Here is a 23,570-nt window from a genome sequence, read left to right on the forward strand (position 1 = left end):
GCCTCGCTCAGGATTGCGGTGGACGCTTCCGCCAGTTCGGTTGCTTCGAAAGATAAGTGACGGTCTCGGCGCGCTCTTTCAGCCAGCCGGCCCAGCGGGCGAAGATCTTCGCCATGCGCGCCGGCTCCACGCCGAGTTGCTGCATCGCCACGCCGCCATTGACGGATTCGCGATACTCGGCGATCAGGCCGTCGCGGATAATGAAGCGGCTCATACCGTCGATCACGACGAAGTTGCCCTTGAACTGCGGCACCAGCGACGTGAAGCTCGACAACGACCACGCATAACCCATGCGGCCGTCGAACACTGGATCGATCATCTCCCAGCGGTAGTCGTCGCCGGCATCGCGGCGGAACAGGTCCTGCAGCATGTGCGCGATATCCTTGCGTCCATGATGCGCGCCGTAGATGTAATCGTAATAGATCGCATCCTCGGTGAAACAACGCGCGAAGCGCTCGCCATCGGCGGCCTCCGCGGCCAGCGTCATTTCCTCGAGCAGCGAGGTGAATTCCTGCGTATCCATAAACCCGTCCTTATTGCGGATCGCGGCCGAGGTCGCGAAGCCTGCGGCGATCGATCTTTCCGGTGGCATTACGCGGCAGCGCTTCCATGAAGCGGACTTCGCGCGGCACCTTGTAACGCGCGAGCTGATCGCTGCAGCGCTGAAGCAGCGTCGCCTCCGGCACCGAAGCCCCGGCATCCAGCACGACGTAGGCGACAATGCGCTCGCCGAGCCGGTCATCGGGAACACCGATCGCGGCGACTTCGTAAACACCCTCGACCGCGTGCGCGACTTCCTCGATCTCGCGTGGATAGATGTTGTAGCCGCCGGAGATGATCATCTCCTTCTTGCGATCGACGACGAACAGGAAACCGTCCGTGTCGACGTAACCGATGTCACCAGAATGCAGCCAGCCTTCACGAAAGGTCTGCGCGGTCAGCTCCGGCTGACGGAAGTAGCCACGCGCAACGCCCGGGCCTGCGACGAGAATTTCGCCGCGCTCATCCCGCGGAACATCCCGACCCTCGTCGTCGACAATCCGCAGTTGCACGCCAAGATAAGGTTGTCCGGCCGAACCGGACTTGCGCGGCGCGCCCCACAGACGGCAGCCGGTGACGGAAGGGCTTGCTTCCGTCATGCCGTAGCCTTCGGAGATCGCGACGCCGAACTTGGCTTCGAACTTGCGATGCACATCTTCCGGCAGCGCCTGGCCGCCCGCGACGCAGGCCCGCCACGACGACAGATCGAAGCCGGCAGGAACCTCCTCGCGCAGCAGCGTCCAGTACATGGTTGGGACGCCCATGAAGACGGTAATCCGCTGCGAATGAATCATCGCAAGGACCGCAGCGGCATCGAAACGCTCAACCAGCGTGATTGATGCGCCGGCGAACAGAAACGCCGTGTAGAGACAGCTGTGACCGAACACATGGCTCAGCGGCAGACCTGTCAGTCCGCGATCCTGCGGCGTCAGCCGCAGCAGATCGAAGGCGAAGGCCTGCGCATTCCAGAAGATGTTGGCGTGCGAAAGCTCGATACCCTTCGGAAGCCCGGTCGATCCGGATGAATAGAGAATGAGCGCGACATCGTCGGAGCCCGCGCGCGGTAACGGCTGCGGGTCGGCTTCGCCAGACGTGCACGGCTGCGCGTCGATATCAACCACGGAACTGATGCCGCCGATGCTCTGGCGCAACTGCGCCGCCATCGCCGCGCGCGCGAACACCACGCGCGGCTCGCAATCGGCGATGATCGCGGCCAGCTCGGCCGCCGCCAGCAGCGGATTGACCGGCACCGGAATCGCACCAGCCTGAAGCGTGCCTTGATAGAGCACGACCCATTCGACGCAGTTCGGCAGCACGAACATCACGCGGTCATTGGCGGCAACACCGAAATCGCGCAGCCGCACGGCGCAGCCGGCCGCACGGCGGTCGAGCGTGCGATAGCTCAGCGCCTGCTCGCCCACCCGCAACGCCGGCGCATCGGGCTGCGAGATGGCGTGGTGCCGAACGAAGCTGCCGATATGCACGCTCACGGAGTCTTCTTCCCCTTGCCCGTGATCGACCTGACACCATCAACCACCGCCGGCACCAGACCGCGCGGCAGGAAGATCACCACCAGGATCAGCAACAGGCCATAGGCGATCAGGCGATAGATTTCAGCCACGCGCAGCGCTTCAGGGAGGATCACCGTCAATGCGCCGCCGATCAGCGGGCCGGTCAGCGTGCCGCTGCCACCCAGAATGACCGCAAGAATGGCATTGAGCGAAGCGTCCGCGGAGAACGGCGTCGGATTGATGAAGCCCATGTAGTGGGCGTAGACCGCGCCGCCGAAACCGGCCAGCGACGCGCTGAAAATGAACGCGAACAGCTTGTACTTCCAGCAGGCGATGCCCGCCGCCTCGGCAAAGGTCTCGTTCTGGCGGATCGCCAGCAGCACCCGGCCGACCCGCGACCGCACCACAGCCGCCACGATCCACATCACGAGAACCAGCGCGGCCAGCGCAAGATAGTAATAGGCGCGGCGCTTCTCGAACGCGATTTCCATGAAGCCGAGATTGATCGCCTCGGGCGCCGGAATGCTCGGCAGGCCGGGCTCGCCCTTGGTCAGCGAAATCCAGTTCACCAGCACCGTGAACACCACCATGTTCATGGCGAGCGTCACGATCGCGAAGTAGTGGCCCTTGACCCGAAGCGACGGATAGCCCGCGATCGCCGCGGCGACCGCCGTGATGGCCGGCGCCACAAGCATCGAGAGCCACACCGGAAATCCGGCACGCATGCTCAGCAACGCCGAGGCATAGGCGCCGATGCCCATGAACGCGCCCTGCGCGATCGAGACGTAGCCGGTATAGCCCTGAATAACGTTGGTGCCCTGCGCGACGATCATGAAAATCATCGCCAGGATCGCGAGGTGGATGAAGTAGTTCACCGTCACGAAGAGCGGAAAGACGATTGCGGCAGCAATGACCGCAACAATGGCAAATCGCGTCCACATCAGCGGCTGCTCCTGCGCATCAGGCCTTCAGGTCGCACCAGCAGAACGAGGATCATCAGCAGGAACGAGATCACATCTTTATACGCCGACGAGATGAACGCCGCCGCGAACGCTTCGGACACGCCGAGCACCATGCCGCCGACAATCGCGCCGGGGATGGAGCCGAGGCCGCCGAGGATCAGCACCGCGAAACCCTTGATGACGAGGCCGCTGCTGACGCCCGGCGCAACCGCGAACAGCGCGCCGACCAGCGTGCCGGCCGCGACGCCGAGCGCCGAGCTCAGCGCAAACACGAACATCGATACGGAATTGACGTTGATGCCCATCAGGACGGCCGCTGCGCGGTTCTGCGCGACGGCGCGAACCGCCATGCCGATCCACGTGCGCTGGATCAGAAGCGTCATGCCGATGACCAGGATCGCCGCGATCGCCAGCACATAGATGCGCAGCTCCGGCATGGTCACGCCGCCGACATTGATGACATTGACGAACGGCGTCGGGATGATGACCTGATCGATACCGAACGCGAGCAGATTCAGCTTTTCGATAATCAGGGTCAGACCGAGCGCGATAATGAAGGAGTTGATCGGCGGCGCATTGCGCACCGGATAATATGCAACGCGCTCAAGAATAATGCCGAGCAGCGCGCCGGCAGCCATCGCCAGAATGAAGGACGGCAACAGGCCGATCCCGAGCGCGGAGATCAGGAAGTAGGTCAGGTATCCGCCGAACATGGCGACGCTGCCATGCGCGAAGTGCGCGATGCCGAGAATACCGAAAATCGTCGTCAGGCCGAGCGCGATCAGCGTGTAAATGCTGCCGACGACGAGGCCGTTGAAGATCTGCTGGATGAAATCGATGAGCATGAGCTGGTCCGATGATCAGCCCGCGGAAAATTCCGCGGGCTGAATTAGGTCTGCGATCAATCCTTGACCGTCTTCAGGAAGTTCGAGTAGGCCGCGGCATCCGACGGGAGCTCCTTGACGAACGCCCAGTTGCCGTTCTTCCACTGGAACGCGCCGTTGGCGATGTAGGCCTGCCCCTTGTCGTCGAACATCCGGCCGTTGATCGGCAGGTACTTCAACAACGCCTCCTTCGGGACCGGCAGCGCGCGGATCGTGTCCTGAATCTTCTTCAGGTCGGTCGTGGTCTGCGCGGCCTGCAGCGCGTCGCGCAGCACATAGACCTGATCATAGGCATAGGCCAGGTTCGGCGTCGGGTTCTCGTTGTACTTCTTCTTGTAGCGTTCGGCGAAGGCGACCGCCTTCGGGCCGAGGACGTCGGCATTGAACTCGATGGCCAGAAGGTCCCACGCGCCGTTCATCTGCTCGGCGGTGGCAACCTTGGTGAACTGCTCGGCGCTGCCGCCGGAGAAACCGTAACGCTGAACCTTGATGCCGAGTTCAGAAGCTTGACGATGACTGAAGGCAGCCTGCTCGACGTAGCCCGAAATGAACAGCGCATCCGGATTGAGGCCGCGCAGCTTGGTCAGCTGGGCGGTCATGTCACGGTCCTGACCGCCGAAGGTCTCGATCGCAACGACCTTGCCGCCTGCTTCCTCGAATGCCTTGACCAGCGCATCCCGGTACTGGGTGAACAGCGCCACGTCGCGCACGGCGAGAACGCCGAGCGTTTTTACGCCCTGCTGGGCGATGAACCTGCCCGCGGCCGCGCCGGTGTAATCACCGGGCGGACGGGTACGGAACACGTTCTTGTTGCCGATCGACGTGATCGAGCGCGCCCCCGCGGTGCCGACCAGCACGACGACGTCTTCGCGGCCGATGAACGAGGCCATCGCGCCGCCCGAGGCGGAGCAGCAATAGCCGAGGATGAACTTGACGTCGTCGCGATCGATCAGCTTGCGCGCGACGTTGGTGGCTTCGGTCGAGTCCGCCTTGTCGTCATACTCGATGGTCTTGATCTTGTAGTTGTCCGCGCCGACCTTGATGCCGCCGGCGCCGTTGATCTCCTCGATCGCAAGATCGATCGCCTTCTTCTGCGGCACGCCATAGACGGCGCCGCCGCCGGTCAGCGCATCGCTGTAACCGATCGTCAGCGTCTTTTCGGCGGCGAATGCGCCGGGCGCTCCGATCAGCGCTGCGGACAGCACCGCTCCCAACAATTTCTTCATCAGTATCTCCTCCTGTGAGTTTCTTGCTTCAAAAACCGAGATAGGCGTTCTGGACGTTCTTGTTGCCAGCGAGTTCGGTCGACGACCCCTTAAGCACGATCAGCCCGGCCTCGATCACGTAGCCGCGGTCGGCGACGCGAAGCGCCATCGAAACCGACTGTTCGACCAGCAGAATGGTGACGCCGCGTGCCTTGATGGCCAGCAGGGTCTGTTCGATTTCATCGACCACGCGCGGCGCAATGCCCAGCGAGGGCTCATCGAAAATGCAGAGTTTCGGGCGCGCCATCAGCGCACGTGCGATCGCCACCATTTCCTGCTCGCCGCCCGACAGCGTTCCGGCATATTGCCCGGCGCGCTCGCGCAGACGCGGAAACAGCGTCATCATTTCATCAAGGTCATCTTTGATCGCGTGGCGCCGGCGCGTGTAGGCGCCGAGCTGCAGATTTTCCATCACGGTCATTTCCGGAAACACCTGGCGGCCTTCCGGGCACATCGAAATGCCAAGCCCCGCAATCGTGTGACCGGGCAGGCCAGCCGTGGAACGGCCATCGAACATGATCGAACCGCCGAGCGGCGACATCAGCCCGCAGACAGTCTTGAGGATGGTGGATTTTCCGGCGCCGTTCGGGCCGATCAGCGCGACGCATTCGCCCTGGCGCACATTGAACGAAACACCATGTACGACTTCGACCTGGCCGTAACCGATACGCAAGTCCGAGACTTCAAGCATGATCGCGATGCCCAAGATAGGCGTCGATGACCGCCTGATTGTTACGGATTTCAGCCGGGGTACCCTCGGCGATCTTCTGGCCGAAGTTCAGCACGACGATGCGGTCGCAGACCTCCATGATCAGCCCCATGTGATGTTCGATCACCAGCACACTGATGCCGTGCGACGGCATGGCGCGGATGATGCCCGCCAAGGCGCGGCGTTCGCTGGCGACCATGCCGGCCGCCGGCTCATCGAGCAGAATGACCTTGGGCTTTGACGCCAGCGCCACGCTGATCATCAGCAGGCGCTGTTCGGCGGCGGACAGCGTCGAGGCGATCTGGTCCCGGCGCGCGGCAAGGCCGACCAGTGCGAGCGAGTGCTCTGCATGGGTGACCAGTTCGAGATTTTCACGCTTGGCCGAAGCGGTGCGCAAAACGGATTTCGCAGGGCCCTGCTTGAACAGCGTGTGACACCCGAGCATCACGTTTTCGAGCGCCGTGTCTTCCGGGAAAATCTGCGTGCTCTGGAAGGTGCGCGACAAGCCTTTAACGACGGCAGCATCAATCGGCTTGCCGGTCAGCAATTCACCGTCGAGCCAGACTTCACCGGCGCTAACGGGCAGATTGCTGGAGAGAAGATTGACGCATGTCGATTTGCCGGAGCCGTTTGGCCCGATCAGTCCGACGATCTGTCCGCGATCCACCGTGAACGACACATCACGCAACGCCTGAACGCCGCCGAAGCGCTTCGAGAGTCCCACTGCCCGCAACAATGGAGGAGAGCTGTTTGCCCCTGCCGGGCTCGTTCCGTCTCGTACCTGGTCCGCCACAACGTCCTGCCATACCCGGCGCGCTCTTCATCGGCCGCCTCAACTACAGGTACGACTAATCGACTGCAGAGTCGAAAGTCAACAGGATGGTCAGGTGGACAGGGTTTTCCGCACCGACATTGTTGCCGTCAACGGCAACCGTGGCAGTAACTGACTACCATCAATCGTGACGCCAGGCGACGCAAGGCCCCGGCAGACAAAGCCCGCGACCCCTTCGCCGACATCCGCCTCGCTCCAGGAGCCACCGGGCCGGTACCATTTGGTGACCCAGTTGACGGCGCCAAGAACGTTGAAGACCACGAACCGCGGTTCTCCCGGAAGGACCGTGCCGTCCTGCTGACCCTCCAGCACCATCGAGATCAGAGCGCCCTCGAACCGATCGCGCTCGTGCACGACGGTCGAAAGCTGGACCGGAGAAAGCGATTTTTCTTCAAGGATAATAACGCTATAGCTCTGCTCGCCGATCATTGATCGGACATAGGCCGACGTCGTCCGCCGCAACCTCTCGATGCCGGTGATCCCCTCGTCCCGGCACACCGTCGACAGCGCCTGCTCGGCCGCGGCCATGTGGCACTGGTACAGCAGATCCCGCTTGGTCTTGACGTAGTGATAGAGGGTCGGCTTGCTGATCCCCAGACCTTCGGCGATCTCATCCAGCGAGGTGCCATGGTAGCCATTGCGGCGAAAGGCCTTCGCCGCCTCGCGGTAAAGCGCATCCTTCCGAAGATTTTTGAGCTCCGTTGCGCTGGCAACGGCGTTATTCCAGCGAGCCACGACGGCCTCCTTTGGCAGAACGTATGGCTACCCGACTCTGGAGTCGATTGTCCATCACCAAAGGCACGCGAACCCGTTGGCCCGATCAATTGTCCTGCGACTTGATGCCGGCTTCGCGGATGACCACGCCCCACCGGTCCATCTCGGCGCGCACATGGGCCGCGAGGGCATCCGGGGTCGACCCCGCGACGCGAGCGCCAAGATCCTCCAGCCGGGCCTTCACCGCGTCGTGCTGCAAGGCCGCCCGCACGTCCTCCGATACTCTTTCGACGACATCGCGCGGCGTCTTCGCCGGGTAGAACAGCGCAAACCAGGAGCCGACATCGAAACCGGGCACGGTATCACCGATCGGCGGTACCTCGGCCAGGGCCGGAATGCGTTCGCGCGTCGAAACGCCGATCGCGCGGATCGTGCCCCCGCGAATCTGGCTCATGGATACGGTCGCCGTATCGAACATGACGTCGAGACGCCCTCCCACCAGATCGTTCATCGCGGGCGCCGCGCCGCGATAAGGCACATGCTTCATATCAATGCCAGCGGAGCGTTTGAACAACTCGCCGATCAGATGCAGCGATGAGCCGATGCCGGCGGAGCCAAAATTCAATGTCCCCGGCTTCGCCTTTGCCATTGCGATAAAGTCGGTCACGCTTCGCGCCGGCGAGGCGGTCGGGACCACCATCACATTGGGAATGACCGCCACCAGCGATACCGGCGCGAAATCTGCGATCGGGTCAAAGGGCAACTTGTCGAAAAGAAAGCGGTTTACCGCAATCGCACTCGATGTGATCAGGAGATGATGTCCGTCCGGATCGGCCCGCGCGATTTCAGTCGTCCCGATATTGGCGCCTGCGCCAGGCTTGTTCTCGATATAGACCTGCTGACCCCACATCGCGCTCAGGCGCTCGGCAAGTACGCGCGCGATGATGTCGTTGGCGCCGCCTGCGGCGAAAGGAACGACAAGGCGAACGCTTTTCGTCGGGCGCCAACTCGCCGCTCGTGCGTGCCGATCGATCAGCGGCAGGAATATCGCGGCGCAGGCAAGCGACATCAGTCGGCGTCGCGTCGCGCCGGGCGCCCGCGACCGCGTGATTGAACCGCACAACGGATTCAGAGAGCCTTGCTTGCGCGTCATTGTGCATCTCCTCCATTTGCCTGTTTTGGTTGTCCGTTCTTCGAAACCCCTGGTCAGAGAGAGGGTCCACTTGATTTCCGCCGAAACAGACGCGAGCGCATCTTTCGTTGTCTCTGATCCAACGATCGCTGAGCAAATTCTAGATTGTCGGGTCCGGCCCATGCGATGAGCCGCACGAAACCCGCGCGGTGCCGACAAGTTGCGGGCGCTGACCTGTCGGCTGCCATCGTTTCCGAGCTCAATCTAGACGGGCTGCAGGCCTAGCGACTGCGCGCTCTCCATCCAGACCGGCAATTCGCGCTGATACAACGCATTGGTTTCCTTAAACCCGAGCGCCGGTTCCAGCACGAAGGTACCGAGAACTTCCTTCGCCTTCGGATCGCTATTGGCCGCCACGCAGAGTTGCGCCAGCCGATCGACGATCGGCTGCGGCGTCGCCTTCGGCAACGCCCAGCCGGTGAAGCCGCTCACTGTAAAGAACTTAGATGTCGCGCCTTGCTCAGGCAGGGTCTTGACGTTCGGAATCGCGCCGACCTTCTTCGAATGCACCGCGAACGCAACGCCACGATTGCTTTGCAGCACGGGTTGCGCTGCCGTGTAGCTGCCCATCGCGACATCGAGCGTGCCTTCCAGCAGCCCCGTCCACATCGGCGCTTCGCCGCGATAGTGGATCGGCTCGATGTTGAGACCATATTGCTTGTTGAGTTCATTGATCGTCATGTGCGGGGCAGAACCTGCGCTGTAGGTGCCGAAGTTCACCTTGCCGTTCTTGCGCGCGAAAGCGACGAATTCATCCAGCGTTGTGACCCCGGACTTCAGGCTTGCGACCAGCGGCAAGCCGGCGCCCGGAATGATACTGACAAGCGTCAGGTCCTTGTCCATGTCGTATCCGGGGGTCTTCATCATCACCCTGTTCATCACATAGGTGGTCGAGATCGAGCAGAGGATGGTGTGGCCATCGGGCTCCGCGCGCGCGACTTCCGCCGCGCCTATGGAGCCGGAGGCCCCTGCCTTGTTTTCGATGACGACAGTCTGTCCCACCTGCTTGGAGATGAATTCGCCGAAGGCGCGCGCGAGCAGGTCGGTCTGCCCTCCCGCCGGATAGCTGCAGATCATGCGGATTTGCCGAGACGGCCACGCGGCTTGCGCAGAGGCCCCGCGCAAGAGGACAGGCATCGCGACAGCTGACGTACCGGCTGCGATAAAGTGGCGGCGGGTAAATTTCGTTATCATGCTTCCCTCCCTGAGTTTTCAAAGAGGGTATCGCATCGTCCGGCTTCCGCTAGCCGCGAACACGGGACAGATTGGCGCATTACGAGCGCGAAACGTATGGCGCGCGGGACCTGTGACATTCCGGAAAATGTCACATTGCAGCCCGCCTCCTTGGGCGAACGCATTGAAATCAAAAGCTGTTTGAAGAACTGCGGAATTTGGTAGCGGCCGGCGACATCCTGCATCGTGCACTCAGCCCGGCTGGCCAAATTGCGGCGTCATCCTCAGGGAATCCGAACGACGCCTAGCTCGCCAACTGCGTGACGATCAGCGGATGGCCAAGGCTGAGATTGCCCAAATCGTCACGAGTGCGCCGCCGAGGAGTGTCGGGATCGTGGACCCGATCGAGGATGTCCGGGTAACAGAACCCGCTTTTGCGATTCCACTGGCCATCGCACTGCGAGAGTCCCCGATCAGTCTTGCCGGACCGCCTATCAAGAGCAGCTAGTTCGCGCCAGCATGACATAACTATCGCTGCAAATAGTGCTCTCTCCGGCGTCGCGGTTGTCGAAGGCGATGGTGCGAAAGTGTTCGGACAGCGATGCGCACACTTGCGCCCACATCGTGCGATCCGCAGCCATCCCCGCGATTAACAGCAGATCTGCCCCTTTTCCTTCATTGGCCGGGTTTGTGGAGTTGTCCCGGCTTTGTGGACAGTCCCGGGCTTGCGGTCACTGGGTCATCGCGGTCTTCCGTTCGTAATCGATCGGCGAGAGATGCTGTGCCATCCGCAGGAGCTCGGCACGATTGTCGTTTCGGGACACCGCCTGGCCAGCCCGCTCATCGCCTGCTCCCGAAACTCGGATGCCTTGGTCATTGACCACCTATCTTCCGCTGATCGTGCCAGCCTGTGTCGCAGGAGCGGTCCGGTCGACCAGAAAGCCGACAAGGGTGGTGGGTCCTTTTGCCCGGAGAGTCGGGAGGGGCTGATGGAGATCGGTGACGGCATCGCCCTTGGCGAGTGTCTCGGTACCAATGGTGACGATCCCGTCCATGACGTAGACCCAGGGAGAAAGGCCCTGCACGGTCGGCAACGCGATCTCGTCCCCTGCGCGGAGGTTGGCGTCATAGACTGTCACCTGTTGGCGGATCTTCAGTGGAGCGTCGCTGGCCTGCGGTCCGGCGACCAGGTGCCACCTGCCGTCCATGATGTTGTCCGGCCGATCGAAGAACTGCACATCGCCCGGCAGATCGGCCTCGCGCGGCCGGATGAAGATCTGCAACATTTCAACCGGCCCGTCCGGCGTCGATTCCTCATGCCAGAAACTCCGGCCAGCATTCATCATCATCAGCTTATGCGCTGATATAGGGATGCGATGGCCAGCGGAATCCTCATGGATCATCGTGCCGCGCCACATGTAGCTCAAAATCTCATCATTATTGTGCTCATGCATGCGAACGACGGTACCCGGTCCAAGATTGGCGTGATCGATCACGCTTAGCGGGCCAAATGCCACGTCGACGTTGGAGCCCAGAACAAGACCCGGACGATTTCGCCGTACTTGAAATGGACCGCGCCGGAATACTTGGCTTGAATCAGCGCGCATAATCTTCAGCATGATCGCATCTCCGCATAGGGAATATGAGAGGATCCCGGCGCAGAATGCGGCGAGATCCTGGAGCTTCGGCTAGGCCGCTTTGGTTTGCCCCTTCGCCGCATTGAAGCTGCTAATCAGGTTTCCGTAATACGGCAGGTGCTCGCCCATGATGGAGGCAAGCTGGGGGCCGGTCGCGCTGCGCCAATCGCCCTGCAACTCCGCTCCAACCGCGACCCACGTGATCGGTTTGACGCCAGCCTGCGCCATGCGAGCGACCGCGACTTCCTGAACAAGCTTGTTCCAAGTGCCCGATGCATCGATCACGGCATAGACATCGAAGCCTTCCTTGATGGCCGAGAGAGCGACGAAGGTGACGCAGACCTCGGTGGAGACGCCGGCGACGATCAGCTTCTTGCGCCCGGTCTTCTTCACCGCCTCGACGAAGTCGTTGTTCTCCCAGGCATTGATCTCACCTGGGCGATGAATCACAGGAGCATCGGGCAGCGTTTGCGTGATCACCGGCAGGAGCGGGCCGTTCTGGCGGTCGGCCGCGCTGGTCGTGACGACGGTCGGCAGCCTGAAGGCCTTGGCGAGTTTCACCAGGGCAGTGACGCTGGTGATGTATTCGGGGACGCTCTGGTCCTGGACGCCGTTCGACAGACCCGTCTGGTGGTCGATCAGCAGCAGTGCTGCATTTTCACTCGTAAGCCGTTCGTAACTCATTTCACTCTCCTTTGTTATGCCGCATACGCGGCGGTTTAAAACTCCATTTTTTTGGACCTATCGGTCCAAAATTACGAAATTTTCTATTTGCTCGGCAAGTCGAGGTTCGAGAGCAGCGTAGCGAGTGCATCATCCAAGCGCGCGGCATTTGCCCCAGCTCGGACCATGACCTGAAAACCAGGAAAGGCAACAACAAGAAGCCTTGCAAGCTTTCGCGGGCTCACTGGGCTTCTTATCGAGCCCTCGGCCTGTCCGCGTTGGATTGTTCGCGCAAACGCATCCTCGATGACCTGGAAATCAGTTTCGACCCGACGACGTACATCGGGGTCATGCGGAGCAAGCTCGACCGCCTGATTGGTACTCATGCAACCATGCGAAAATGTGGTCGCACGCGCATCTTCAATGATCTTGCGGAAAAAAGTCTCGATCGACTTCCGAGCCTTTCCATTATCGAGAACAAGATGCAGCTCTCTTGTGCGCTCAGCCCGATAACAATCAAACGCGGCCAGAAACAGGTCTCGCTTGTCTCCGAATGTCGCATACAAGCTGCTTTTGCTAAGGCCCGTCGCCTCCAGCAAATCGGCCAGTGAAGTGCCCTCATACCCTTTGCTCCAGAACACGCCCATCGCCTTATACAGAGCTTCAGCCGTATTGAATTCCTGAGGTCGCGCCATTGTTTTTCATCACAAGTTATCGTGCGGGTGCTATCGCATAACAATTCTGGACCGATAAGTCCACAATTATTTTTTCATCTCAGCTGGTCTAAAACGCACCGGCCCCGCCGTGGGGAACCTTCTGATTGAGCCGCCTCCACGATCAGGTCCGCAGCGCCATCGAGTGGTTGTCAACGAGCTGGAGATGATCTGATGAACAGGCGCATTGATCCCAAAGCGGCGCTCGAGTGGAGCGAAAGCGATATCTGCAATCTCAGACTTGATCTGCGCTCGATGAGTATTCCGCTCTCGGAATGGCGCCTCGATTCAGCAAATCGAATTCAAAGAGCCAGCAAAGGAAAGAAAATGGAACGAGCCAAAAGCCATTCGATAATTCGGCTCGATGAATTACGATCACGGATGAAGAGATCGAATCTCCGCCCCGGATTCGCAGTCTGGGCCCGGAGGCATGTTACCATAAGAACACTGCTGTCAGTTAAAGTCAGCGCTGTTCGTAGACGACGTTACCGACAGTTCACCCTGCAACCGTTGATCGTCGCCATATTCTCTTTAACTTGGTGCACATATGCGAAGTTGAGCAGCCACCCAACGACCTATCGCCGGCCAATCGAGATGCTCGCCGCCCTGTGCCAGCAAAGTCAGGATGCGATTAAAAGGGCTCGCAAGCAGCGTTGGCACGCGCAGCCGCTGCTGCCATGACCGTAGCCCTTTCCTTCGTCAATCTTCGAACTCCAAGAATGGAGTTGAATAGTGTTACCGCTCCTTGACATCCGATTGTGCGCGATTGAAAGCCACTATCGCGCGACGCGGCGGCGCATAAGACGATGTGCCGTACGTGTCGAATAGAGCTTTCGTCGCTACATAATGATGCTCCAAGCCCCCTCTGAGCACGCGCTCAATCGGACCGTCCGGATAGCCGAGACCGAGCTTGCACGTCAGATCCATGTCAGCCTGACTTGCGAGACCCTCGTCAAGGAACCGAAGAGCGGCATTGTATTTCGGCAGGACCAGACGGTTGATGATGCGACCGATCTGATCGGCCGAAATGGCGACCTGAAGTCCGGCATTCTCGAATAGCGCCTTCGCTGCCGAAATTGCGGAGTCGCTGGTGTTCGGCTGCCGTACCACTTCAACCAGATTTGAGGGAGAATCATTACCGTTGCGATATCTGGCAAAGCCGAGAATATTTACCTGACCATTCTCATCGATGCCGCCGAGGTGCTCCGCCAGGCACTCGTTACCAAGTTCGACCAGAATGGCCGTCTTCGCTTGATCCGGCTTCACAGCAACGCCGCTATAGATCACGACGTCCGCATTTTCGACGCGCGACGCCTTTGCGTGGAAGCCGTCTGCATCCGGAAATGACGAGCTTTGTCCATTTTTGATGATCGCATATTGCATCGGCTTCAAGCTCCAAACATCGCGTTGCCTTCATAGGTGAAGAAGCCGCGGCCAGATTTTCGTCCCAACAAACCGGCGGCGACCATTCGCCTGAGCAACGGCGGCGTCGCCGCGCGAGGGTCCAGGGTAATAGGATAGAACGCCTCGCAGAGGCGGATTTGAGTATCGAGGCCGACAAGATCGATCAGCTCAAGCGGTCCCATCTTGTAACCGAGTGCAGCCTTGATGGCCCGATCGACGTTTTCCGCATCTGCAACGCCAGCTTCGACGGCGCGGATAGCATCGTTGTTAAACGGGACAAGCAGTGCGTTGAGAATAAAGCCCGGTTTGTCCTGCGTTTTCACGGGGATCTGCTTGCAACCTTCGGTCCATTGCCACGCTGTCTGAAACGTCTCATCCGATGTCAGGATGCCGGGTGACATCTCGATCAATTTCATCAACTGAGCCGGCAGACAAAAGTGCATCCCGACAACACGCTCAGGATTGCTCGATCCCGAAGCGATTTCGGTGATCGACAATGTCGACGTGTTCGACGCAAAGATGGTGTCCTTAGCGCAGACCGCATCAAGGCGCTTCAACAGATCTCGCTTGGTCGCGAGGTCCTCGAAGACCGCTTCGATCACAAGGTCACACGCCGAGAGGTCTTCGATCTTCGTGGTGAGGCTCATGGCGGAGAGGATCGAGTCGCGCTCTTCTGCCTTCAATTTCCCCCGCTCGACGGACTTACCCAGGAAGGCGGCGGATTGCTTTTCCGCACGCTCAAGAGTGTCGCTCTTCATATCGTAGGAAATGGTGCGGAAGCCGGCACGCGCAGCGACGAGCGCGATGCCCGCCCCCATGGTTCCGCCTGCGCCGCAAACGCCGACCGTTTTGATCTGCTTTTTCATTTTGTCGCAAAACTCCGTCCGATGAGTTGGCGGTGCACCTGATTTGTGCCTTCCCAGATCTGGGTTATTTTTGCATCGCGCATCAGGCGCTCGACGCGGTAGTCGCGGCAGTAGCCGTAGCCGCCGTGCATTTGAACGGCCTCTGTCGCGGCCCGCATCGCGAGATCCGATGCCCGCATTTTGGCCATGGATGCCTCGAGCCCGAAATCATCCGCACCGGCCTCGATCAGGTCGGCAAGGTAATCAAGCCAGCAATCGGCCATGGCAAGGTCGGTGGCCAAATCGGCAATCATGAATTGATTGGCCTGGAAATCGACAATCCTGCGGCCGGACTGCCGCCGCTCATTCATGTAGGCCGTCATGTCCTTGAATGCGGCGGTCGCGATACCCAAGGCGTGCGCGGCCACACTTGGACGCGACCTGTTCAACGAACCGAGCAAAATGCTGAGACCGTCACCGGGATTTCCGATCAGGTTTGCGCGCGAAACGCGGCAGCCATTGAATCTCAGCGAGGCCGTCGATGATCCCCGGTGGCCCATCTTGTCTTCAAGCCGGACAACTTCGAAGCCGGGCGTGCCCTTCTCAAGAACCAGCACCGAGATCGATTTCTTGGCATCTTCGATTTCGGAGTACTTGCCGAACAGCAGAATCCGATCGGAAACGTCACCGCTCGTGATGAACAACTTCGACCCATCAACGACGATGCTGTCGCCGTCCGGGCGGAAGCTGGTTTTCATGCCGGTGGCGTCGGAGCCTGCTGCTTCCTCCGTGATCGCCAGCGAAGCGAGGCCTCCCTCCGCGATGCAAGGCAGCAGCCTGGCCTTTTGCTCTTCCGAACCAAACTCGATCAAAGGTTTCATGGCGTGAAAGTTCGTGGCGTAGATGATGCCCGTCGACGCGCACGCTTCCGAAATCCGCCTGACGACGGCGAGATAGAGCCGGAACGACATCGGCGCGCCGCCATAGGCTTCGGGAATGAAAATCGTGTTTAGGCCGAGCCTGTTGATGGCCTCGACATTCGCCCAGGGAAACTCTCCGGTTGCGTCGATGCGCGCGGCATTCGGCGCGATGATATCCGCGACCAGCCGGTCGACCTGATCGAGCAGGAGACGCTCATCAGGCTCCCATCTCCGGCTGCGCTCGAGTTGCTCGAAGACCTTCATCAGAGGTTGGCTCCTTGACCGCCGTCCATGTAGATCGTCTCGCCGGTCAGGAAACCTATCTTTTCGGAATACAAGGCACCGACCAGTCGCGCGACTTCATTGGCTGTGCCCGGTCGCCCCATCGGAACACGCCGCTTCAGCCAGCTCCGCACTTTCTCGTTGGCAAGAAAATCACGATTCAGTTCGGTTTCGATGTAGCCCGGAGCAATGTCGAGCACCTTGATGCCGTCCTTTGCCCACTCGGACGCAAGGCAGCGGGTGATGGCACCGACGGCGGCTTTGGAGGCGCAGTAGGCCAGATTTTCAGCGACTGCGAGCTTGTCGAAAAACGATCCGATGTTGACGATCAGGCTGTCACCGGTTTCCTTGAGGTGAGGATACGCTTCCCGACATCCAACCAGGACGGCCGAAGCATTCAGCCTCATGGCCGCCTCGAATTCGGACAGTGACAATTCAGCGCTGGGCTTTGCTTCATGCGCGCCGGCGTTGTTGACCAATCCGACGATCGAACCGTTTGCAGCGACCTTGGCGATGGCTTTGGCGATCGAGATCTCGTCGGTCATGTCGCAAACGATGCCGATCCCGACCGAACACGACCCGCTCCTCGACAGGCCTGCAACCTGAAACCCCCGGCGATCCAGTTCGATCGCGATCGCTTCGCCGATACCCCGACTCGCTCCGGTGACAATGATTTGTCCATTACTCATCTCTAAACATCGCCTTCCGTTTTTCCGTAAATGCGGCCATGCCTTCCTCGGCATCCGCAGTGCTGAACGCGAGTGTCGACAGATCCGTCTCGATTTTCAGCCCCTCATGAATTGGAACATCGAGCGCCCGTGTGACGGCTTCGCGCGCCAGACCCAGCGCAAGCAAGCTGAACGATGCGAACTCTTTCGCGAAGTTGACAGCTCCCTCGACGGCGCTGCCCTCAACCAGCCGATGGACAAGCCCGATGCGTTCGGCTTCCTCGGCCGCCACCGTGCGTCCCAGCATGATCATCTCAAGAGCCCTTGCCTCACCAATGATCCGTGGCAGACGCTGCGTGCCACCGTAGCCGGGGATGAGACCAAGCTTGATTTCCGGAAGTCCCAGCTTGGCGTTGCGCGTCGCCAGCCGGAACGTGCACGCAAGCGCAAATTCCAGCCCGCCTCCGAATGCAAAGCCATTGATGGCCGCAACGGAGGGAAACGGAAGCCGCTCAAGTTTCGCAAATGTCGCCTGCCCGAGTTCCGCTCCGCGCTTGCGAGCGGTCATCGACCTGCCGCGCAACTCCTTGATATCCGCGCCGGCGCAGAAGGCTTTTTCCCCGGCGCCAGTCACGATGAGCGCGCGGACCTTCCAACTGGCGACGTCATCCAGCGCGGCCGCGATCTCGTTCAGAATTGAAAACGACAGGGCGTTCAGCGCCTCCGGCCGGTTGAGCCGGAGCAATGCGCAGTCATCGAGTTTGGTCAATTCGACAGACATGGATTTGCTTTCTTGAGGCCTGAGCGGCCACCATTACTTCCCAAACTTGCTGGCGTCGGGCTTGCGACGTTCACCGAACGAAGCCGACAGTTCGTGGCTTTCATCGGTGTCGAGATAAGGACGGAGCAGCAAATCGTGGGACACACGCGCGAGGCCGGACACGCCGCCATGCCGTGCGTTGAATGCCGCCTTGATCGAGGCCAGAGCAAACGGACCGCGATCAGCGACATCGAGTGCAAGCTTCCGTGTCTCTTCCTTCAGCTTGTCGTCCGGCACGACCTTGTTGATCAGACCGATCTCGAGCGCTTCGCGGGCGGAGATTTTGGGGTTGCAGTACCACATCTCCTTGGCTTTCTTCTTGCCAACGAGGTCTTCGAGATACCAGGTGCCGTAACCTGCATCAAACGATCCCATCATCGGGCCAACCTGACGGAAAATCGCGCCTTCCTTGGCGATGGTCAGGTCGCAGACCACCTGCAGCACGTTTCCGCCGCCGACCGCGAAGCCATTAACGCTGGCGATCACCGGCTTCTGAAGTCGGTCGATCGCTTCATACATTTCGAGTGTCGGAAGAACGCCGGCGTAGAGAATGGAATCTTCCATTCCATCCTTGCGTCCCCCTATGCAGAAAAACTTGTCTCCCGCCCCGGTGAGCACGATGACCCTGGTGCGCGTTTCGCGGCGGATGTTGTTGATGCAATCCCGGATCTCATGACACATCGTGGCATTGAACTTATTGCCGTCGTCCGGCCGGTTCAGCGTGATTGTTCCGATCGGGCCGTCCTCTTGGTAGATGATGGTTTCAAACGTCATGATTTTTCCTCTGGTTATTGACTGTTCTGAGTCTGGCGCGCTCGGCCTCATCCATTCCGAGCATGTTACGGAGAATGGTGTCGGTGTGTTCGCCGAGGCGCGGTGGCGCACTACGAGGCGAATTGGCCATGCCGTCGATATGAATGCCGGTGCCAACTTGAGGCACAGCGCGGCCGCTACCGGCAATCTGGTAAAACATACCCCTGTCCAGCAGCACTTCATCCGCGACGACCTGATCAATGCTGTTGATCGGACCCGACGGAATTCTCGCGGAACGGAACAACGTCAGCCAATGATCGCGAGGCCTTTCACGCAGGATTTTTTCGATTCTCGCGACGATGCCTTGTCGTTGCTGCCGGCGATCTGCGTTGGTACGCAAACCTGATTCCTCGGCAACCTCGGGCTGACCGACAGCTTCCCAGAAACGCCGCCAAAGGTTGTCGTTACCAAGAGCGAGCGTGATCGGATCATCGGCGGTTTCAAAGGCTTGATAAATCGCAATGACACTGTCCTTTCCGCCCGACCGGGTCGGAACATCGCCGGAGCCCAGATAAGGCAAGATCCGGCACGACAAAAACCGCGTCGTGGAATCGACAAGCGCAATGTCGATCACATGGCCTTCACCCGTTCGCTGTCGCGAGAAAAGCGCCGACACTGTCGCGAAGGCAGCATCCTGTCCGGCAAGCATGTCGGCTGCCGGGGCGCCTATCTTTTGCGGCTCACCACCGGCAGCGCCGGTAATGTCCATGATGCCCGAGTAGCCCTCGGCTATGAGATCATAGCAAGTCCAGTCCGCACGCTCGCCCTTCAGGCCGAATCCCGTGATTGAGACGTAGACCAGATCGGACCGTACTGATCGCAAAGAATCCGCGTCGACTTTCAGCTTGCGCGCAACGCGGGGCGGCAGATTGACGACCACGACATCGGCCAGACGAACCAAACGATGGAGGACGTTCAGCCCTTCCGGCTGCGAATAATCCAGCGCGATGCTTTTCTTGTTGCGGTTGACGCTCAGGAACCAAAGCGACTCTCCATCAAGGAATGGAGGCCCCCATGCGCGGGCATCGTCGCCGCCTTCGGGGCGCTCAATCTTGAGAACTTCCGCTCCCATGTCCGCGAGTAGCATGGTCGCCGATGGCCCAGCGACCGACGTCGTCAGATCGACAACACGCACACCCTCAAGAAGGCTGAAACCCTGTGCCAGCGCCCTTACCGGCAGGGCGTCTATCGGGTTTATTTTCGTTGCTGTGGCGCTAAGGGGCTTCATCGCAGATTCTTTTTCATCCGTGCGCACGGCCTTACGTCACGTCCATCACGACAACCGCCTTGCCGCGCACCTTGCCTTGCCCGATCAGGTCGAGCGCGACCGGGAGCTCATTGAACGGATATTCTTTCATCAGTTGCGGTTTGACTGCTCCGACCCGCCAGAGACGAAAAATGTCAGCTTGCACTTCCTCGACACGCTTCGGAGCCCGATCGCGATAGTCGCTCCACTGGAGTCCGCAAACGCTGATATTCTTGAGCAGGAGGTAATTCGCCTTGAGGCTTGGAATTTCGCCGGCCGCGAAGCCGATGACGACCAGTCGGCCGCACCACGCCATGGCGCGCAACGCAGCCCCGAAGAACTCACCTCCGAGCGGATCGAGCACGACATCCGCGCCGACACCGCCTGTTGCCGCGTGCACCTGAGCGCGCAAGCTATCCTTGAGATCGGACCCGGACACATCGATCACATGATCGGCGCCGTTGTTCTTCACAAACGCCGCCTCTTCGGACGTGCGAACCGCAGCGAGGACACGCGCCCCAAGCCCCTTGGCAATCTGGACCGCGGCGAGACCGATGCCGCCCGCAGCACCACCGACAAGAACCGTCTCGCCTTTGCGATACTGTCCGCGATCGACCAGAGCGAGGTACGCTGTTTGATAGACCAGACCCATCGCGGCGGCCTGCGGGAACCCCAACGCGTCGGGCAGCTTGAACGTCTGCTCTGGCGTCACCAGCGCCTGCTCGGCAAAGGCACCATGTTCGACGTGGCTCAAAACCCTGTCGCCTGCAGTGAACTGCTTCACATCCTGACCGACACTCAGCACCACACCAGCGAGATCTTTTCCAGGCGTGAAGGGGCGTTTGGGAAGCACCTGATATTTTCCCGAGACAACGAGCACATCCGGAAAATTGATTCCGGCAGCCCGCACGCCGATGAGGATCTGTCCCTTACCCGGTACCAGATCGGCGACCTTGTTCAATTGGAGTGACGACGGATCGCCATGCTCGACGACTTGATAGGCCCGCATTCAATTCTTCCTTACTCGGCGAGAAGTTTCGCGGTGCTCGCGCCGAGACGCGGTGGCGGGTTAGTTGTTTTGGCGCGGAAAGCATCGGCCACAGGAAGCGGCAGCGCAGGGACGGCCTTCCCCGCCACGCTCAGATTCCGGCCGAATACTTTTCTGGCGGCAAAGTGCGGATCGGCGACGGCTTCCTCCAGCCGCGCGACGATGGAGCAGCAAACGTCCTGCCCTTCAAATTCTGCTTTCCATGCTGCTGCCGACTTTCGCTTGATAATCGCAGCAACGGCTGCAATCGCAGCCTTCGGATCAGCGCTCGGGCTTCGCATGTCGCCGGTGAGACCGATGATCGAACAGAAATTGTTCCAGAATTTTTCCTCAAGGGGTGCAGCCGCCAAATACCGACCGTCAGCGGTCGCGTAAATCTGATAGCGCGGACTTCCACCGGTCACGAGCGCATCGCCGCCACCGGGCCACATGCCGACGCTGATTCCATTTCCAATGCCCCAGTAGACGAAGGACAAAAGGTTTTCGCCCATTGCGATGTCGAGATATGTGCCTTCACCTGTCTGATCGCGGCGCCTGAGAGCCAGAAGAATGTTCATCACCGCGGGATAAGCCCCTCCCGCAATGTCGGCGGCCAGCACAGGCGGCAATACCGGCGCGCCATCGCTGCCCGCGCTCAACCCGAGAATGCCCGCCTCGGCCATGTAGTTCAGATCATGAGCGGCGACGAGCGCCTTCGGCCCAGTCTGTCCCCATCCCGTGATGGCACAGTAAATTAACCGGCTGTTGATCCGTTTGAGATCGGCGTAACCGAATCCCAGCCGATCCATGACACCTGGACGAAACTGCTCGATCACAATATCGGCTTGTTCGATCAGTGGCCGCAGGCGTGTGAACGCATCGCTTGCTTTCAGATCGATCGCGATACTTTCCTTGCCGGCATTGAGAAGCGCGAAGTTGACGCTGTCCTCTCCAACCTTCGGCTCATAGCTGCGCATCTCATCCCCGGTACCGGGACGCTCGATCTTGATAACCTGCGCACCGGCCTCGGTCAGTATCAAGCCAGCAAGCGGCCCTGGAAGGAGCGTGCTGAAATCGATGACCCTGATATTCTCAAGAGGACGCATGGCTGACTTTGTTCCTCTCAAGCCGTCTTCGCGACAGTCTCGTTTCGAACCGGCAGTGGCTTCAGCTCCCCTCGCCTGACTCGAAGGACAAGCTCGCGCTTGAGAATTTTCCCGCTTGCGGTCAGAGGAAACTCGTCGACACGCAGGAAATATTCCGGAATGTCGTATTTCGAGAGTCCCTGACGTCGCAGATGATCAATCAATTCCTGAGCCTCAATGGAGCCAGAGACCGCGATGCAGACCCGCTCACCCAACCGATCGTCAGGCACGGGAAACGCTGCAACCCGACCGGCATCCTTGTGACGAACAGCGATGTCTTCGATGTGCGAGGGATAAATGTTATGGCCACCCCGAATGATCAGATCCTTCAGACGGCCTTCGATGCGCAGATTCCCCTTGTCGTCCATGATTCCGAGATCGCCCGACAAGAACCATCCGTTGCTGTTGAAGCTGCTTTCGGTGGCAGCCTGGTTGTTGAAGTAGCCGAGCATCAGCGCGGCACCGCGCCCGCCGATATGGCCAACCTCGCCGGGACCGATTTCCCTGTCGGAATCATTCGGATCGAATAGACGAACCTCATAAGCCTGCCCTCCTCGGCCGCATGAACCCACGATGGTTTCGGTGGCGTCGGACGGATGAGTGTACTGATGAGATGAGTTCTCGGTCATTCCGTAGACATTTTGCGGCTTAACGCCCTGCTTGACGAATGCCATCGCCACCGATGGCGGTATGGGGGCTCCCGCCATGTAGAAGACCGAGACGTTGCTGAGGTTGCTGCGGCCAAGCCTCTTTTGCTCGGCCAGAATATCCATGGCATGAGTGGGCACGCCCAAAACATATGTCGCACCGGTCTCTGCAATCCAATCGAGCCGGTTCATCCCCGCCGGTGGATCGTCCGTAACGAAGCGACCGCCGGTCAAGAGCCACTGCGCCACTCCGACCCAGGCGATATGATGGGATATCGGCGACAGCGAAAGCAGCACGGTGTCAGGACCGTGGTTCCAGTCACGAACAAGATCGCGTGCATTCGCAAGCAGCGTATTATCCGAATGCATCACACATTTCGGAGATCCGGTCGTTCCGGACGTAAATGCGAGGTAAGCGATCTTGTCCGGGTCCGAGCAAGGCGGCGTCGCATTCGCAGCAGCGGCTGGAAATCCCTCCGGCGTATACACGACCTTCAGGCTCGGTATACGGACCAGCATCGCGTCGAGATCAACCTGCGATCGATCCGCACCCCAGCCCGGTTCTGTCAGGAAGGCACGCGCGGACAGCGACGACAACAGTTCCACAACCTCCGCGCACGTGTAAGTCTTGTGGAGCGAAGGGTTGCAGGCCAGGCCCTCACGCGCGCAGGCCAGAAACATGACAATCGATTCTGCGCGGTTGGACATCCAGATCGAAACCCGGTCGCCGCCCACCAGCCCATATTCCCGAAGATTCGCTGCTGCGCCGTCGACCCATCGCAAAAGTTGCAACCATGACAACTTGCGCTTGCCATCCTGTAATGCAATCGCATCGGGCCGCTGCGCAGCATGCTCGGTCAGCAAACTGTAAAACGTATCGGTGCGCCACAGGCCGCGTTCGTAGTATCGCTTTGTGCTCGCCGGATGATGGATGGTGAGGAACGGTCTCATAAGCCTC

The 23,570-nt window shown here is 60.0% G+C and carries 25 protein-coding genes; 2 read left to right on the top strand and 23 right to left on the bottom strand.

Annotation, left to right across the window (positions count from 1 at the left end):
* Nucleotides 1-7: 7 nt before the first annotated feature.
* From BN32_RS13325 to BN32_RS13370, 10 genes are all read right to left on the bottom strand, one after another.
* Nucleotides 8-523, bottom strand: coding sequence for a nuclear transport factor 2 family protein (locus BN32_RS13325; protein WP_019198714.1), 516 nt, complete (start codon nt 521-523; stop codon nt 8-10).
* A 10-nt stretch (nt 524-533) separates the two neighbouring features.
* The gene (locus BN32_RS13330) at nt 534-2,030 is read right to left on the bottom strand and encodes a class I adenylate-forming enzyme family protein (protein ID WP_019198715.1); all 1,497 of its coding nucleotides are present in this window, start codon (nt 2,028-2,030) and stop codon (nt 534-536) included.
* Nucleotides 2,027-2,992 carry a branched-chain amino acid ABC transporter permease gene (locus BN32_RS13335; protein WP_019198716.1) on the bottom strand — a complete coding sequence of 322 codons (966 nt, stop codon included), beginning with the start codon at nt 2,990-2,992 and terminating at the stop codon, nt 2,027-2,029. The genes BN32_RS13330 and BN32_RS13335 overlap by 4 nt, the downstream gene beginning before the upstream one ends.
* Nucleotides 2,992-3,858, bottom strand: a complete 867-nt coding sequence (locus BN32_RS13340) for a branched-chain amino acid ABC transporter permease (protein ID WP_019198717.1) — start codon at nt 3,856-3,858, stop codon at nt 2,992-2,994. Before BN32_RS13340 ends, BN32_RS13335 begins: the two co-directional genes overlap by 1 nt.
* A 56-nt stretch (nt 3,859-3,914) precedes the next feature.
* The gene (locus tag BN32_RS13345) at nt 3,915-5,123 is read right to left on the bottom strand and encodes an ABC transporter substrate-binding protein (protein ID WP_019198718.1); all 1,209 of its coding nucleotides are present in this window, start codon (nt 5,121-5,123) and stop codon (nt 3,915-3,917) included.
* 28 nt (nt 5,124-5,151) lie between these two features.
* Nucleotides 5,152-5,853 carry an ABC transporter ATP-binding protein gene (locus BN32_RS13350; protein ID WP_040426444.1) on the bottom strand — a complete coding sequence of 234 codons (702 nt, stop codon included), beginning with the start codon at nt 5,851-5,853 and terminating at the stop codon, nt 5,152-5,154.
* On the bottom strand, nt 5,846-6,595 hold the full coding sequence (locus tag BN32_RS13355) for an ABC transporter ATP-binding protein (RefSeq protein ID WP_019198720.1): 750 nt from the start codon (nt 6,593-6,595) through the stop codon (nt 5,846-5,848). Before BN32_RS13355 ends, BN32_RS13350 begins: the two co-directional genes overlap by 8 nt.
* A 159-nt stretch (nt 6,596-6,754) precedes the next feature.
* Nucleotides 6,755-7,438 (bottom strand): TetR/AcrR family transcriptional regulator, encoded by a 684-nt coding sequence (locus tag BN32_RS13360; RefSeq protein WP_019198721.1) that lies wholly within the window; start codon nt 7,436-7,438, stop codon nt 6,755-6,757.
* An 85-nt stretch (nt 7,439-7,523) separates the two neighbouring features.
* Nucleotides 7,524-8,570, bottom strand: a complete 1,047-nt coding sequence (locus BN32_RS13365) for a Bug family tripartite tricarboxylate transporter substrate binding protein (protein ID WP_019198722.1) — start codon at nt 8,568-8,570, stop codon at nt 7,524-7,526.
* A gap of 243 nt (nt 8,571-8,813) precedes the next feature.
* Nucleotides 8,814-9,803 carry a Bug family tripartite tricarboxylate transporter substrate binding protein gene (locus tag BN32_RS13370; RefSeq protein ID WP_040425702.1) on the bottom strand — a complete coding sequence of 330 codons (990 nt, stop codon included), beginning with the start codon at nt 9,801-9,803 and terminating at the stop codon, nt 8,814-8,816.
* A 313-nt stretch (nt 9,804-10,116) separates the two neighbouring features.
* Between BN32_RS13370 and BN32_RS28220 the strand changes: the two genes are divergently transcribed.
* The gene (locus BN32_RS28220; RefSeq protein WP_019198724.1) at nt 10,117-10,290 is read left to right on the top strand and encodes a hypothetical protein; all 174 of its coding nucleotides are present in this window, start codon (nt 10,117-10,119) and stop codon (nt 10,288-10,290) included.
* A gap of 376 nt (nt 10,291-10,666) precedes the next feature.
* On the opposite strand, the gene BN32_RS13375 is transcribed toward BN32_RS28220, so the two are convergent.
* The 3 genes from BN32_RS13375 to BN32_RS13385 form a co-directional block, all read right to left on the bottom strand.
* A complete protein-coding gene (locus tag BN32_RS13375) occupies nt 10,667-11,401 on the bottom strand; it encodes a pirin family protein (RefSeq protein ID WP_019198726.1) in 735 nt (244 codons plus the stop codon).
* A gap of 69 nt (nt 11,402-11,470) precedes the next feature.
* On the bottom strand, nt 11,471-12,103 hold the full coding sequence (locus BN32_RS13380; protein WP_019198727.1) for an isochorismatase family protein: 633 nt from the start codon (nt 12,101-12,103) through the stop codon (nt 11,471-11,473).
* 83 nt (nt 12,104-12,186) lie between these two features.
* Nucleotides 12,187-12,777, bottom strand: coding sequence for a TetR/AcrR family transcriptional regulator (locus BN32_RS13385; RefSeq protein WP_019198728.1), 591 nt, complete (start codon nt 12,775-12,777; stop codon nt 12,187-12,189).
* A gap of 192 nt (nt 12,778-12,969) precedes the next feature.
* Between BN32_RS13385 and BN32_RS26820 the strand changes: the two genes are divergently transcribed.
* Nucleotides 12,970-13,476 (top strand): hypothetical protein, encoded by a 507-nt coding sequence (locus tag BN32_RS26820; protein ID WP_152343639.1) that lies wholly within the window; start codon nt 12,970-12,972, stop codon nt 13,474-13,476.
* A gap of 54 nt (nt 13,477-13,530) precedes the next feature.
* Here the strand turns inward: BN32_RS26820 and BN32_RS13390 are convergent, their stop codons facing one another.
* From BN32_RS13390 to BN32_RS13435, 10 genes are read right to left on the bottom strand one after another with little or no spacing between them, the layout of a single operon-like run.
* On the bottom strand, nt 13,531-14,178 hold the full coding sequence (locus BN32_RS13390; RefSeq protein ID WP_040426448.1) for a 3-hydroxyacyl-CoA dehydrogenase family protein: 648 nt from the start codon (nt 14,176-14,178) through the stop codon (nt 13,531-13,533).
* Between the two features lie 5 nt (nt 14,179-14,183).
* Complete coding sequence (locus BN32_RS13395) at nt 14,184-15,065, bottom strand: 3-hydroxyacyl-CoA dehydrogenase family protein (RefSeq protein WP_019198730.1); 882 nt, start codon at nt 15,063-15,065, stop codon at nt 14,184-14,186.
* Nucleotides 15,062-16,228, bottom strand: a complete 1,167-nt coding sequence (locus BN32_RS13400; protein WP_019198731.1) for an acyl-CoA dehydrogenase family protein — start codon at nt 16,226-16,228, stop codon at nt 15,062-15,064. Before BN32_RS13400 ends, BN32_RS13395 begins: the two co-directional genes overlap by 4 nt.
* Nucleotides 16,228-16,935, bottom strand: a complete 708-nt coding sequence (locus tag BN32_RS13405; RefSeq protein WP_019198732.1) for an SDR family NAD(P)-dependent oxidoreductase — start codon at nt 16,933-16,935, stop codon at nt 16,228-16,230. The genes BN32_RS13400 and BN32_RS13405 overlap by 1 nt, the downstream gene beginning before the upstream one ends.
* Nucleotides 16,928-17,695: an enoyl-CoA hydratase/isomerase family protein gene (locus tag BN32_RS13410; RefSeq protein ID WP_019198733.1), complete on the bottom strand. Its 768-nt coding sequence runs from the start codon at nt 17,693-17,695 to the stop codon at nt 16,928-16,930. Before BN32_RS13410 ends, BN32_RS13405 begins: the two co-directional genes overlap by 8 nt.
* A gap of 33 nt (nt 17,696-17,728) precedes the next feature.
* Nucleotides 17,729-18,508, bottom strand: a complete 780-nt coding sequence (locus BN32_RS13415) for an enoyl-CoA hydratase-related protein (RefSeq protein ID WP_019198734.1) — start codon at nt 18,506-18,508, stop codon at nt 17,729-17,731.
* Nucleotides 18,498-19,775: a CaiB/BaiF CoA transferase family protein gene (locus tag BN32_RS13420; RefSeq protein WP_082773410.1), complete on the bottom strand. Its 1,278-nt coding sequence runs from the start codon at nt 19,773-19,775 to the stop codon at nt 18,498-18,500. The genes BN32_RS13415 and BN32_RS13420 overlap by 11 nt, the downstream gene beginning before the upstream one ends.
* A 31-nt stretch (nt 19,776-19,806) precedes the next feature.
* Nucleotides 19,807-20,802: an NADPH:quinone oxidoreductase family protein gene (locus BN32_RS13425; RefSeq protein WP_019198736.1), complete on the bottom strand. Its 996-nt coding sequence runs from the start codon at nt 20,800-20,802 to the stop codon at nt 19,807-19,809.
* Nucleotides 20,803-20,813: 11 nt separating this feature from the next.
* Entirely contained in the window at nt 20,814-21,926 is a 1,113-nt protein-coding gene (locus BN32_RS13430; protein WP_019198737.1) for a CaiB/BaiF CoA transferase family protein, read from the bottom strand.
* 17 nt (nt 21,927-21,943) lie between these two features.
* Nucleotides 21,944-23,563, bottom strand: a complete 1,620-nt coding sequence (locus BN32_RS13435; RefSeq protein ID WP_019198738.1) for a class I adenylate-forming enzyme family protein — start codon at nt 23,561-23,563, stop codon at nt 21,944-21,946.
* Between the last annotated feature and the right edge of the window lie 7 nt (nt 23,564-23,570).

It is taken from the genome of Afipia birgiae 34632, from assembly GCF_000308295.2.
In the GTDB taxonomy this organism is placed as follows: domain Bacteria; phylum Pseudomonadota; class Alphaproteobacteria; order Rhizobiales; family Xanthobacteraceae; genus Afipia; species Afipia birgiae.